The sequence below is a fragment of the Pseudoalteromonas sp. MBR-15 genome (assembly GCF_053628915.1).
Map to the genome: position 1 here is coordinate 80,654 of NZ_JBRJHH010000016.1, position 13,285 is coordinate 93,938.

General features: G+C 42.1%; 16 protein-coding genes. 7 read left to right on the plus strand and 9 right to left on the minus strand.

Translation table 11 applies throughout. The features are described from left to right. The first annotated feature begins 45 nt into the window (after positions 1-45). A complete protein-coding gene (locus ACSSVW_RS18210) occupies positions 46-1,416 on the plus strand; it encodes an alpha/beta hydrolase (RefSeq protein ID WP_421419136.1) in 1,371 nt (456 codons plus the stop codon). Continuing rightward, positions 1,413-2,552 (plus strand): GNAT family N-acetyltransferase, encoded by a 1,140-nt coding sequence (locus ACSSVW_RS18215; protein WP_421419135.1) that lies wholly within the window; start codon positions 1,413-1,415, stop codon positions 2,550-2,552. The genes ACSSVW_RS18210 and ACSSVW_RS18215 overlap by 4 nt, the downstream gene beginning before the upstream one ends. On the opposite strand, the gene ACSSVW_RS18220 is transcribed toward ACSSVW_RS18215, so the two are convergent. Beyond that, entirely contained in the window at positions 2,529-3,119 is a 591-nt protein-coding gene (locus ACSSVW_RS18220) for a DUF938 domain-containing protein (RefSeq protein ID WP_065978864.1), read from the minus strand. The genes ACSSVW_RS18215 and ACSSVW_RS18220 overlap by 24 nt on opposite strands. 183 nt (positions 3,120-3,302) lie before the next feature. Here ACSSVW_RS18220 and ACSSVW_RS18225 point away from each other — a divergent pair, with 183 nt between their 5' ends. The 5 genes from ACSSVW_RS18225 to ACSSVW_RS18245 all read left to right on the plus strand — a co-directional run bounded on the left by ACSSVW_RS18225 (position 3,303) and on the right by ACSSVW_RS18245 (position 6,365). Further along, a complete protein-coding gene (locus tag ACSSVW_RS18225; protein ID WP_036974335.1) occupies positions 3,303-3,497 on the plus strand; it encodes a hypothetical protein in 195 nt (64 codons plus the stop codon). 145 nt (positions 3,498-3,642) lie between these two features. Then, the gene (locus ACSSVW_RS18230; protein WP_051501991.1) at positions 3,643-3,969 is read left to right on the plus strand and encodes a hypothetical protein; all 327 of its coding nucleotides are present in this window, start codon (positions 3,643-3,645) and stop codon (positions 3,967-3,969) included. A gap of 8 nt (positions 3,970-3,977) precedes the next feature. After that, positions 3,978-5,354, plus strand: a complete 1,377-nt coding sequence (locus ACSSVW_RS18235; protein ID WP_036974332.1) for a class II fumarate hydratase — start codon at positions 3,978-3,980, stop codon at positions 5,352-5,354. A 128-nt stretch (positions 5,355-5,482) separates the two neighbouring features. Next, entirely contained in the window at positions 5,483-5,950 is a 468-nt protein-coding gene (locus ACSSVW_RS18240; protein ID WP_454179873.1) for a hypothetical protein, read from the plus strand. A 13-nt stretch (positions 5,951-5,963) separates the two neighbouring features. Continuing rightward, the gene (locus ACSSVW_RS18245) at positions 5,964-6,365 is read left to right on the plus strand and encodes a hypothetical protein (RefSeq protein ID WP_421419133.1); all 402 of its coding nucleotides are present in this window, start codon (positions 5,964-5,966) and stop codon (positions 6,363-6,365) included. On the opposite strand, the gene ACSSVW_RS18250 is transcribed toward ACSSVW_RS18245, so the two are convergent. The 8 genes from ACSSVW_RS18250 to ACSSVW_RS18285 all read right to left on the minus strand — a co-directional run bounded on the left by ACSSVW_RS18250 (position 6,358) and on the right by ACSSVW_RS18285 (position 12,438). Beyond that, positions 6,358-6,543 (minus strand): hypothetical protein, encoded by a 186-nt coding sequence (locus ACSSVW_RS18250; protein ID WP_036974327.1) that lies wholly within the window; start codon positions 6,541-6,543, stop codon positions 6,358-6,360. The two genes, ACSSVW_RS18245 and ACSSVW_RS18250, sit on opposite strands and share 8 nt — an antisense overlap. Before the next feature lie 71 nt (positions 6,544-6,614). Beyond that, entirely contained in the window at positions 6,615-6,932 is a 318-nt protein-coding gene (locus ACSSVW_RS18255; protein ID WP_036974326.1) for a hypothetical protein, read from the minus strand. Continuing rightward, a complete protein-coding gene (locus tag ACSSVW_RS18260; RefSeq protein ID WP_421419132.1) occupies positions 6,929-7,567 on the minus strand; it encodes a DUF4178 domain-containing protein in 639 nt (212 codons plus the stop codon). Before ACSSVW_RS18260 ends, ACSSVW_RS18255 begins: the two co-directional genes overlap by 4 nt. Before the next feature lie 72 nt (positions 7,568-7,639). Then, a complete protein-coding gene (locus ACSSVW_RS18265) occupies positions 7,640-8,332 on the minus strand; it encodes a PspA/IM30 family protein (protein WP_036974322.1) in 693 nt (230 codons plus the stop codon). 24 nt (positions 8,333-8,356) lie between these two features. Then, the gene (locus ACSSVW_RS18270) at positions 8,357-8,770 is read right to left on the minus strand and encodes a YjfI family protein (RefSeq protein WP_036974320.1); all 414 of its coding nucleotides are present in this window, start codon (positions 8,768-8,770) and stop codon (positions 8,357-8,359) included. 79 nt (positions 8,771-8,849) lie between these two features. Beyond that, a complete protein-coding gene (locus tag ACSSVW_RS18275) occupies positions 8,850-10,571 on the minus strand; it encodes a polyamine aminopropyltransferase (RefSeq protein WP_036974318.1) in 1,722 nt (573 codons plus the stop codon). Between the two features lie 4 nt (positions 10,572-10,575). After that, positions 10,576-11,475, minus strand: coding sequence for a DUF350 domain-containing protein (locus tag ACSSVW_RS18280; protein ID WP_036974315.1), 900 nt, complete (start codon positions 11,473-11,475; stop codon positions 10,576-10,578). A gap of 30 nt (positions 11,476-11,505) precedes the next feature. Continuing rightward, the gene (locus ACSSVW_RS18285; protein ID WP_036974313.1) at positions 11,506-12,438 is read right to left on the minus strand and encodes a hypothetical protein; all 933 of its coding nucleotides are present in this window, start codon (positions 12,436-12,438) and stop codon (positions 11,506-11,508) included. Positions 12,439-13,285 lie beyond the last annotated feature (847 nt).

A 13,285-nucleotide genomic window follows, 5' to 3' on the forward strand; every position in this document is an offset into this window, starting at 1 on the left:
CGACAATAAAGCGATAAGCTGAATACTTAAAAGGACTCTTATACAATGAAATTCATCAACTTAGTTGCCTTTATTCTCATTCTTTTTGGACTCGGCAGCCCCCCATTACAGGCACAGCAAGAAACGTGTTTAACCCAACTGGAAGATGAAAATCTCATGATGAAAAGTAAGCGCGAAGGGCTTTTCAGAGAGCCTCTTCCTCGTGCACACAGCACCTTTAGTTATAACACCGAGCAAGCGTATAGTGACTACCTTACAGCTGCTTACCTTGAAATTAGCAGCGAAAATCCCCGCGCAACGCTGCCTTGCCCAATCTATACAGACACCTATAAGCAACTCGTTGCGCAAGGATCACGCCCTGCAAATGCAACAGTAGCAGATTTAATCAGCCCTTTTGAGTTAACACAAAAACAGAGCCGTAAGGCAGTGCTATTAATCCATGGCTTAACCGACTCACCTTTTACCTACCATGATTTAGCTCAAGTGTATTATCAACAAGGTTATACGGTACGTACCCTGTTATTACCAGGGCACGGTACAGCACCAGGAGCACTCAAAGAGATTAATGCCGACGACTGGTACAAGGCGAGCACTTACGCTATTGAGCGCACGTTAAAAGATTTTGATCAGGTCATTTTAGGGGGGTATTCAACAGGTGCAGCAATGATCATTGATTATTTAACCCAAGGTCCCGTTGATAAACACATTATCGGCGCGATGCTGTTTTCACCCGCGACTGAGCCCCATAATAAAAATGGCTGGCTAGCCAAATGGGTTGACGCGATACCCTTTATAAACTGGATAGATAAAGATGCCGATCTCGATTTTGCAAAATATGAGTCCTTTCCATTTAATGCCGCATCAGCCAGCTATGAAGCCATGAAGCGCATCAGCTTAGATAAACTAAAACACCGTTCACTACCTGATGTTGCTTTTTTTAGCACCTTTAGCGATGTTGATACCACGATTGATAATCAAGTAACGTTTAAATTATTAGCTAAGCTACACAATCCCAAAACTCATAAAAACAGCCAACTTAATCGCCTTGTTTATTACGGTGATGATAAAAATATACCCAATAGTTTTCCAGCCGATTACCCGATAATTAGCGATGACTGCGACACCGAAGACTGTAAAAATATTCAAGGCATGTCACATATTGGTATCGTTAATAAACCAAGCAATCCACACTATGGCCGCACTGCCCGCTATCGAAATTGTGGCAGTTATTTAGATGACGATACCCTATACAAAGCCTGTAAATATCAGCCTGAAATTGTTATTGGTGAGCGCACAGCAGAGAATTTAGCGAAGTATAAGCCATTTGCAAGACTCACCTTCAATCCATATTTCGATAAGCTCAGCTTACATATCACAGACTTTATTAAAGACGTTGAAAGGGCCTCTGAACAATGAGCCAATTTAGTCACCGTTGGTTTAATCAAATAACGGATATTGATACGACAATTTGGCAGCGTTTTTTTCATGATACCCCCTTTACCGATCATGCTTTTTTAGCTGCGCTTGAGCACAGTGGCTGCGTGAGTAAAAACACAGGTTGGCAACCAATGCACCTGGCAATTTACCAGCAAAAACATATCGTTGCTCTACTACCTGGGTATATAAAGTATCACTCTTACGGTGAATATGTGTTTGACTGGGCATGGGCAGAGGCGTATCAACAACATGGTTTAGATTACTACCCCAAATGGTTATCTGCCGTGCCTTTTACCCCCATTGAAGGTCAAAGACTGAGCATTAACCATCCCAATCCAGACAGTGTTTATAATTATTTAACGCAAGTATTAACGAATACTGCGCACGATAGGCAATGGTCGGGCTGGCATATCAACTTTTGCCACCAGCAACAGGCTGAATCACTAAAAAGCGATGCTGTTATGCTACGTCAAGGCGTCCAGTTTCAATGGTTTAATCAAGCATACTCTCACTTTGATGATTTTTTAGACTCACTGACAGCACGCAAGCGAAAGTCGATAAAAAAAGAGCGTGCCAAAATCACTCAACAACACATAACCATCGAGTGGCGAGAAGGTAACACTATAAGCGCTCAGGACATGCAGCTCTTTAGCCACTTTTATAGCCAAACTTATATTAAACGCTCAGGTCACACAGGTTATTTAAATAATGCGTTTTTTCAACGACTACGAGATACAATGCCCACACAGTTAGTATTGATGCTTGCTAAACAGGCTGATGAAGTTATCGCTGCGACTTTAAGCTTTAAAGATAAACAGTGTCTGTATGGTCGCTACTGGGGCGCCAATGATGAAATCGACAGCCTGCATTTTGAGCTGTGTTATTACCAAGGGATTGAATACTGCATTGCCAATAAGCTAAAACAGTTTCACTCTGGAGCACAAGGTGAGCATAAGATAAGCCGAGGGTTTCAGCCCGTTTACACTTACTCAGTACACCATATTCAACAGCCTGATTTTGCTGCGGCTATCAACGATTTTATCGCCAGAGAGCGCCAACACATGGCACTCTATAAAGCACAGTGCGATACCCTACTGCCGTTTAAACAGCAGTAATTGGTTGTTAGCTGGCATTTGTACATCTTCAACAAACGTTAAGCCTGCCTGCTCTGCAAGTTGGCAAATAGCTTCAAAATCACGTATTGCACTGTTTGCATCTTGTTGCTTTAAAAAGGTATCAAATTCAGCGTTACTGGCACTTGTATAATTGCCTTGGTATTTAAATGGCCCATAAATACATAACTTTCCTTGGTGGGCTAAATGCTTTTCAACCCCTTGAAAGAAACGCTCAACCAGCGGCCAGCTAATAATATGCAGTGTATTGGCGGTATAGATTGCGTTCACGCTATCAACAGGCCAAGCATGCTGTAAATCTAGTGACAAAGGGGCATGCAAGTTAGCTAACGATGCTTCCTGATGCCACTGTAAAATACCTAAGTGATTCACCTCACGATCGCTACATAGCCACTGCAAATGCGTTAAATGCTTGGCAAAGTGCACACTATGTTGCCCTGTACCTGAGCCAATTTCGAGTACATTTTCTACATCGGCAAAAAAGTCTTTTAATACGTGAAGAATGGGTGATTTGTTATTTTCACAGGCTTGAGAGAATGGTTTTTCCATACCAGTTTTTGCACCATGTTTGGTAATTAATGCACAACAGTAAAGCAAAAATCCACAATAATGTCGCGCTCTATTGCATTAAAAATAATTTAAATTGATTTAATTCAAAGGATTATATTTTATAAACATGATTGGTATAGCTTATGCAAATTCAGTAATGAGTAAACCAATAGGAGCAATATAATGTATATCTCACCTTACACTGCTGTCGATGCAGCCATTGCCGCGAGCGAGCGTGCAGAAAGCGAAAAAGCCGCCTTAACAAGTTGTGATGACAGAGCAACCGTGATTGATCTTCTTTCTCAATGCAATAAAGAAAATGTACAGGCGCCGAAAAAACATGAAACAGACCAGATTTTTATTCTTGGTTATAATTAGATCTCTGCAGTTAATCTATTCAGTCTTAACACCATTATATAAGACTTGCACTAAAACCGATTAGCTGTAATGATAACTATTATCATTACAGCTAATCGGTTTTCTTATGTACTCTCACAATGCTATGCTCAATTATCAGCGGCAAATGAAATGTGTTTGTCAAAGACCGGGGCTTCATGCTCCAGCGTTGGTTGCGGGCTATATTGAAGCGGGATTAAACATCGCACGCTATTACGAAAAACATCAAAGCTTTATTTTACAAGAATTGTATTTAAGGCGTACGTTTCATGAACTACTTGAGAAAATGTGCGATTCTTTAGTTCACAATGCTATTCGTAAGCAATGTTTAGCTCAACTCTACAAACCGCAGCTCGCGTTAAAGCGTTACTACAAAACTCATAACTGTATTGAAAAATATTTTTGCTTAGAGCGAGAAGCCTGTGTTCTAAGTCAAGAGTTTAACCCTATTTAGGAGTGTTTATGAGCAAATTTAGAACCGAATCAGATAGTATGGGTGAGCTACACGTTCCCGTAAATGCCTTGTATCAAGCTCAAACTCAACGTGCTATCAACAACTTTAAAATTAGCGGCTTGACCATGCCGAAGCAATTTATTACTGCCCTTGCCTACATTAAGCAAGCAGCGGCGCAGAGTAATGCAGCGCTAGGACATTTGAGCCAAGTAAAAGCGAATGCGATTGAACAAGCCTGCCAAGCCATCATTGATGGTAAGCACTTTTCGCAGTTTCCTGTCGATGTATTCCAAACCGGCTCCGGCACCAGCTCGAACATGAATGCTAACGAGGTTATTGCCACACTGGCAACGACCCTTGCTAATGAGCCAGTACATCCGAATGATGACGTCAACATGGGGCAAAGTTCTAATGATGTGATCCCCACGGCAATTGCCGTCAGCAGCGCAATTAATATTATTTACGAGTTATTTCCTAAACTAGACAAGCTGAGCCAACGCTTACAGAGTAAACAAGCTGAAGTGGGTCATATTATTAAAACGGGGCGTACTCACCTAATGGATGCAATGCCCGTCAGTTTTGCGCAAACACTCTCAGCATGGCAATGTCAAATCGATAACGCAATGACAGGCATACGCCAATCACTTGAGCGTGTTTGCGAGCTGGCTCAAGGAGGCACCGCGGTTGGCACTGGTATCAATGCAGACCCTGCATTTGCTGCTACTTTTTGCCAACACCTAAGCGAAAACGTAGGTATCCGTTTCAGTCCAAGTAAAAACTTTTTTTACAACATTGGCTCACAAGATGCCATTGTTTCATTATCTGGACAGCTTAAGGTCTTAGCTGTGGCGCAAATGAAAATAGCCAATGACTTACGCTGGATGAACTCAGGTCCGCTTGCTGGTCTAGGTGAAATTGAATTAGAAGCTTTACAGCCCGGTTCATCGATCATGCCTGGTAAAGTGAATCCTGTGATCCCAGAAGCTGCCGCCATGGTCAGTGCGCAAGTCATTGGTAACGATGCCACCATTACAGTAGCAGGTCAGGCCGGTAATTTTGAGCTTAACGTGATGTTACCCGTGATTGCATTAAACATACTGCAAAGCATTGAGCTGTTGGCAAATAGTACTGAGGCACTTGCCGATAAAGCCATTGCCAGTTTCAGTGTTAATCAAGACAATGTTGATAAAGCATTAGCTAAAAACCCTATTTTAGTCACCGCACTTAATCCGGTGATCGGCTATACGAAAGCCGCTAAAATTGCCAAACTGGCCTATCAAGAAGGTCGCCCTATTATTGATGTTGCCGCTGAGCATACTGACATTTCACGCGAAGAATTGAATACATTGCTCGACCCTGCAAAGCTTACAAAAGGTGGCTTATAGCAATTAAACCTGTACACAATGTAGCTCTGTAATGACAGAGCTACTTACTGAAAGACAACGTTTTTATTGCCCCTCTGAGTGCAAAGTGTATGATGGTGAGTACTTATTCAACGATTTATAGGTCCATTATGCGCTTTTCACTTTTAGCTGTATTATTTCCCGCGCTACTTACCGCGTGCTCTGATGCAGCAACAACCAAACAAACCGAATTACAAGCAACAACCAGTAAACTTGAAAATGCACCTCAAGCAGTTGAAATCAGCAAGTCGGCACCCGAAAAAACAACAATTACTACTGCCCATCAACAGCTCAAACAACTCATTCAATACCCAAGCTGCGATAACAGCAGCCAGTGTAAAGTACTTCCTGTTGGTAGCCGTGCATGCGGTGGCCCAAGCAGCTATGTTGTGTATTCAACTAAAACAGCCAATAGCAGTGAAGTTGAGAAAATAGCCCAAAAAATCACGAGCCTTGAAAGCCAATACAATGCAGCCAATGACGTTATGAGTATTTGTCAGCATCTAACGGCACCAGGCACACAGTGTTCTGCAAATACTTGTGTTAAAATCGATGGCTCAGCGGCAAGTGTATACTAAGGAATAAGCAATAATGGTTCGTTCATCGACTTTCAATAAACTTTTCATCACCACAACGATGTTGGCAGCGCTTGCATTAACAGGCTGTGAGAGCACCTCTGTTGGCGGCTCTACAGGTGTTGATTTAAGTGATTTAAATGAACAACTGGACGAGATCGTAAGTAACAATAGTTGCAGTGCAAGCTTCCAGTGTAAGGTGTTAGAAGTAGGTGAGCGCGCATGTGGTGGCCCAAGCCGCTATGTGGTTTATTCAACGCTAAACACCCAACAAGAGCAGGCCGAGCAGCTGGCTGAGCAGATCACTTCATTAGAAAAAGATTCAGAACAACCGTTAAGTGTTAACGACTGCTCGCCAGTTTTGCCTGTACAATCTTTGTGTATTTCAGAGCAATGCCAAGCAATCGAAATTAAGTAAATAATGTCATAAGGCCGGATACAATCACCACACTGATGATACACACTCCGGCCTTATAGATGTAGTGCACATGCATCGTGTTGTGCACCCAGTAAGCATAAATGTAACGCACAAAGTAACTTGCGGCGGTGCCAAATAATGCAAAAATAACTAAATACGCAATTAAAATAATATCCACAACACGCCACTTCTTTAAAACATCTCCCTCTCAGTGTAAGGGCTTAATGTCACAAAGGCAAAACTACCCCCTTATTTACGTTGGCTGTGGGCAATCAATAGCTCCGCAACTCGCTGCTTTACCGCACGTTTATCATCTGCATCAACACCAAAACGCGCAGCTAAAAGAGCAATTTCTTCGTCATTTAAATTAAACGATAAGCGTTGTCTGGTTTTTTTAGACTTAACGTCGAGCTCAAGAATTTTCCGAATCATATCTGATGGGGTCAGTTCTTGATCAATTGCTTGCTTTTTAATTGATTTTTGTACTTCACTGCTTAGATCAAACGCCATTTGCGTGGCACGAACCGCTTGCTCCTGACGCTGCCATTTTGCTTTTGCATCACTCACTTGGCATCCCCAGGAAATAAATCAACAATATCACTAATCGGGCGTGTTAACGTGAGTGATACCTCGGTTTCACCACCTTCCCAAATTTCTATGTTCAAGCCATAACTCTCGTCATCCGAGCTTAAACAAATCATTTCGCATGGTTCACCGCCTTCATCTTCGTAGCGAGGTAATGGTTTATTGCGATAATCTTTATTATGGAAATAACATACATAAGGCACTTCAGTTTGCTTGTAGCTCTTAGCTAAAAAGTGGCTAAAACGTTCAGGGGTGTTTTGCACGCTAATTGTGGTTAACTCATCTTCATCGAAGATACGTGCAAACTCATCAAGCGTAAATATTTCGTCTACATCATCGCGTTGAATTTTAATCGCGAAGTTTGCCCATTGCTCACCATCATCAGATTCAATTTGCAAGAACACCACTTGGCCCGATTCACTCTCAAGAACGAGCTCATACTCAGCACTGCGTTGGTACTGATACGTTTGTACATCAATAACACGTAATGTCTGCCCCTTTAACCAGTTTGGATAAGCAAACGAATCAATCACGCTCAGCATATCACCTACTTGTAATTGGCTAGGTTCAGTTAATTGGCGCTCTGGGGCTTTTTTAGATTTGAAAAAGTTAAACATTGGCTGACTCCTTGTTGAAGCAAAAAAGGTAACCCTGTGCATGGGTTACCTTTTGTCTTTCCGCTAATAAAATTAGCTGTTTTGCTTAGCTTTAATGCGCGCCAAAATGTCTGCACTTTTAGGGTTAGTATCACCAATACCCGCTTCAGCCATTTTCGCTTTTAAATCATCGCCATTCGTATCCGCTTCTAACTGCTTAGCTGCACCAAGTTGATCTTGACGGTCTTGTTGGCGCTGTTTAATGCGCTCTAATGACTCACGCGCAGATGTCATTGATGAGCTGTTTGTATTCAGTGTGCTGTTTACTGCCATCGTTGCTTGTTGCACGCTTTCAGTTGTCTTAACCATCGTTAATTGACGTTGGTTCTCTTTAATCGACTTTTCAGCTTCTTTTACTTGCTGTTTTAGTGTCACAATATGATTACTAAAACCGGCTAACACGCCTTCATGCTCTGCTTTTTCTGTTTCAAAGTCACCGATTTTCTCAGCAATCTCAAGTGCTAATGCTTCATTGCCTTTTTCAAGCGCTTGGCCTGCATAGGCTTCATGTTCAGCAATAGAGGCATCTAACGCACTAATTTTGCGCTTTGTTTGCATCTCTTTTGCCATCACTTCTGTTAGGCTTTTTTTAGCACGTTGTAACGCGTTTTGTGCATCAGCAATTTCTTGTTCGAAGATACGGATACCGTTTGCATCAACAATCGCTTGCCCTGCTTCACGAGCGCCACCACGTACAGCTGTAAATAGTTTCTTTAAAATACTCATAATCTTAACTCCGGAAATTGCTAATTAATCGTTTAAATAAATCGTCACGGCTTCAAGTGCATCAATCGCATTATCAGCGAGTGTTACCAGCTCATGGGTAATATCATCAAACGATGAATTAACCGACAGTGCACCAAAAATAGCGTACTTATCATCAATCTTTGCAAATGCGCTTAATGGAATAGGCACGTTCAAACGTAATAAGGTTTCGTTTAACTCATCACGCATATCTGCTTTTACTTCGTCCTCTGCAAACAAGTAGCTAATACACAGTAGCTGCTCCTCGGTTTGCGTAACAAAGATAGGTAACTCATCATTCCCATCGACGATAACTTGCAATACATCTTGTTCGCCTGGGTTGGCAATCAAGAAAGACTCAAAGCTCACACCTTCTGTTTCAAAAGAAGCCAGTTTGATTGATAGTTCATTTAATTCCATGTCTCACCTTTTTACGTTTTGACATATTATGTCTGAGTTAAGATTTGCATAGCCGACATATTATGTCAACTATAAAATATCAATTTTTGTACAATTCGGTTTCAACTTGCCACGCTTGACGATAATAATCATACAGAGTTCCAGAACCTAATCTATTGACTTCAATTGTATTTACTTGTTCAAAATAATGATTCGGAAAAACAAAAGATGCCAATAAATACTCTTTACTTACCCAGCGAGAAGGTACTGGTAATTTGTCTGTTTCGCGAATTCGGCTACTCGCAGGCTTGCCTGTGGTGGTAGCAATAGTCCATCCCCATTGGCCAAATGAAGGGATATTTTGCTGGTATTGCTCTACGTAATTAAAACCGGCAGCCCTGACTGTTTTGGCAATGCTTAAGAACGCCTTTTTGGCGTGATAAGGAGACGTTGACTGCACTGCCATTGCACCATCTGGGGCTAATAACTGACGAACATGATTATAGAAATAATCACTGTACAATTTGTTTAAGTCAGGATGATTAGGGTCTGGTAAGTCAATTAAAATGGTGTCGAAACGCTCTCCTTTCGCAAGCATAGCTTCAACTTCCAAAAAGGCATCTGCAATACGGATTTGTGCTCGAGGATCGCTCATCGAGTGATTATTCAGCTCAATTAAGCGTTTTCTGATAGTCTCTGGCGCATCATAGTCGCCCACATCATTACCAAATAAGTTTAACAGCTGACCATCTAAGTCAACCAAGGTGACATGCTTTACTGGCCACTTTAAAACATCGCGAAGCGCCAACCCATCACCGCCGCCTATAATTAACACACGGTCATGGCGATTTGAAGCTAGCATCGCAGGATACACCAGCATCGAATGATAAATTTGCTCATCAACGCTTGAAAATTGCAAACGACCATTGAGGTATAAATCTGTGATCGCAGTTGGCTGATTGCGACTCAAACGCTCGGTTAACACCAAGTGCTGATACTTAGTTGCTTGCGAGTAGATAACTTTATCTTTATATAAAACGTTACTAAGATTTTTCATCCAGCTCGTACCAAGCACTAACACAAAAGCGAAAAATACTAATAGCAACACGTGACACATTAATAACACCTTCGCAAAACGCACGTGTTGATGGTAACGCCATAAAAAGATCAGCCCGGCAATAATATTAAACAATGCCGTCCAAGCAGCAGCCTGCATGATTGGCATTGCCAGCATAATACTCACCCAAATTGCAGCACCGACCCCAGCGCCAATATAATCAGCACCGTAAATTGTACCCGCGTTATTCTCTAAAAAACGGCCATAAACTTGCTGACGAATACGTGCTATTAACGGGATTTCCATACCGATTAAAAGCCCAAGCAACAGACCAAACACATAAGGTAAAAAACGAGACCACTCTTGTAGCTTTTCAAATACATAACCATCCAGTACGGTATCTGCTGGTAAGTTAAAGATGCTAGAGAAGAGATGAGGCAATGAATAACTAACAGCTATCACACTGGCAATTGCTAAAATACAACCCATACCGACTAAGGCAATGATACTTTCAAGCCATGCAAATGCAGTAAATGCGTCTTTAAACCAACGCGCTAAAAATGCCCCGATCCCCATTGCCACGATCATTGTGCCTATCATGGCATAAATGGCGCTCTCAACAGAGCCAAGAACACGCCCTGCATAATGCGATAGTAGATATTCATAAATTAGGCCGCACCCAGCGAGTACGGCCATCACAGTAATTAATAAAAAATCATGCCCAAGTAGAGAGGCTCTACTTGGCGAAGCCGCTGTATGTGACACTTAATTAAGCACCTAACAACGTGGCCATGGTAGAGCCTATAGCAAATGATACCGCAGCAGAAATTGCCGCTACACCGACATTCTTCTGGCGATTAACTTCATCAGAAATATCACACCCTGCTAAAATGATTTTAATCGTTAGTAAGTGCAATAAAATAAAGGCTACGATACTTAGCGCGGCACTCAATGCCCAATACCCTAAGCTTGCTCCAATATTATCCGCAGCGTACGGGGCTATGCCTGATGCTGCAGTAAGTGCTAATGCACTGCCCACTAAGAAGCCTGCATAACGAATTCCCACTGCTAAATTACCGTCAATCACCGCTTGCTGTAAGCAGTCACCACTGCGATTTGTACGTTTGAACAGCTGAACTCGGTATTGGCTCACCAACAACATGGCGATACTGCCAATCACAAATGCGGCTATTACTATCGGAAGACCATGCCACCCCTCAGTAGCAACCCAAAATAAAGCTGAACGAATAACAATGGCAACACTAACAACATGTCCAAAATCAATAAGTGCAGCTGTTGCATTACCTTTGACGATTTCGTCATGCAAACTCACTTTACGCAGCGCCACTTTATCTTGGAAGAAATGACCAAGCTTAATGAGCGCAATCGCCATTACACCATAGCCCACCATTTGTAGTGCTTCTTGTTGTAAACTGACTGCAAATGCACCACTGCTCACACCGCTAAGTACAATGGCTAACGCAACAAGCCCTGCTGCAAAACTAATACCAAACGCAAAATTGTCACGTTCCGTAATCTCATCATTGGCATGTAGATTAGATACCCAGCCTTTAATAAACTTTAAGCTTACAAATAAGGCGATAATGATTGCAAAGTCGATTGCTAAAGCTTGCAATGACCACGTTGTTATTCCATTAAATTCATACATGTGTTGTAACTCCGATGGTTATTCTTTTCACTACTTACCGCGGCTAATGCCACGTGATGTTCTGCTCGAGCTGTTGCGTAATGACCCGGAGCTTTTACTGTAACTACTACTAGAAGCATAGCTACTACGTGTGCGTGGCGGCGTATAGCTGCTACGGCTTAACCCTGATGCACCGCTTCGCTTGGTTGCATACGGGCTAGTGAATTGTTTACCTTGACGTTGATAAGACTGGCGTGTTCGTGTCTCAACAGTTTGTTGTGCCTTAATTTGTTTAGGGCTCGAATAACGATAACGGCCATAGTCATTGTAATAGCTGTATTTTCTGTTGCGGCTCCAACGACCATATTCAACACGATCAAACACATCACCGAGCATGCGATACATACCATACCAAACCCAAAAGCTAGTGCCGCTACTATTGGTTTGCCATTGGCCGTAATTAGGGTTGCCAACAAGCTGATTTCCCACACTTTCACCTTCTGCAGCCTCACTAATTGCCCCAACACGCGCAAGCGCACCGTTTGACATATCGGCGAGCATATTTATTGGGTCAGTTAAAGCGTCTTGGAATAAAGACGGTTTTGCGGCGTCACGAATTAAATCAAGTTGATGAAGGGTGTCTTCATAAGGCGGAATTAAGCTCGTTGCTTTGACATCCGCTAAACGCTGTTTAAGCCCACTGTAAATAGCACCTTCTCGGGTTGCATCAAGGCTAATAACACGCGCAATTTCAGAAAGTTGTGGTTGCTGCTCCGTGAGGACCTTTGCATACTGTTTAAGTAAAGTCGCATTACGAAGAGAGCCATTATCAAGCGCAGTACCCAACTGATTTAACTCTACTTCAGCTTTTTCTATGGATTGTTGTATTGTTTGTTTCAGCTGCTCTTCCTTCGACTCACAGCCCATAAGCAAGCTTACCAAACAAAACAGGCTAATAAGTTTCCAAGCTTTTATTTGAGACATTCATGTCACCTGATTGTGGTTAAAAACCCAATTAGTTTTACATAGCTCAGGTACTAAACCAAGATGAAAATTGCAACAAAGGGTAAATAGGGTGGTAATTCGTCAGGCAGCTTGCCAAGTGAAGACTCAATATTAATAGATGAGAATGAATGCTTGATAAAGTGGGCCTATTTTAAAGATTTGAGCCCACGACTCCATTCACTTTTGATTTGTACATCGTGATTAAACATCTGATTATAAAGCATGGAAACGGCTTTAGCAGTGAATATCAGTGATTAGGTGTGAAGGGCATATCAGACAATTTCGGCACTAAAGTGCCTCCTACGCGCTAATTATCTCAGTGTAGGTGAAATGAGCGATTTAAGAGAACCATCATTCTCCACTACTGTCATCATGATTATCGTGATTGAACATCGTGATTAAGAATCGTAGGAACGGCTTTAGCCGTGAATGTCAGTGGTTATGTATGAAGGGCATATCAGACACTTTAGGCACTCAAGTGCCTCCTAATACGCCTAGTTATTTGAACCAGAAGCGAAGTGAGCAATTTAAGGGAATCTTTCATTCTTGTCGTCATGATTAAACAACATGGGAATCGTGATTAAACATCTGATTATAAAGCGTGGGAACGGCTTTAGCCGTGAATGTCAGTGGTTATGTATGAAGGGCATATCAGATACTTCGGCACTAAAGTGCCTCCTACGTCTCTTCATCTTGCGCTTATGCCTACTAGGATATAGGTCGTAGGGGGTCTTGGTTGGGTGTTTTATTTTTCTACAGGCAACAAAAAACCCGACTCTTTCGAATCGGGTTTCTTTAATTAGGAGCCTGGCGATGTCCTACTTTC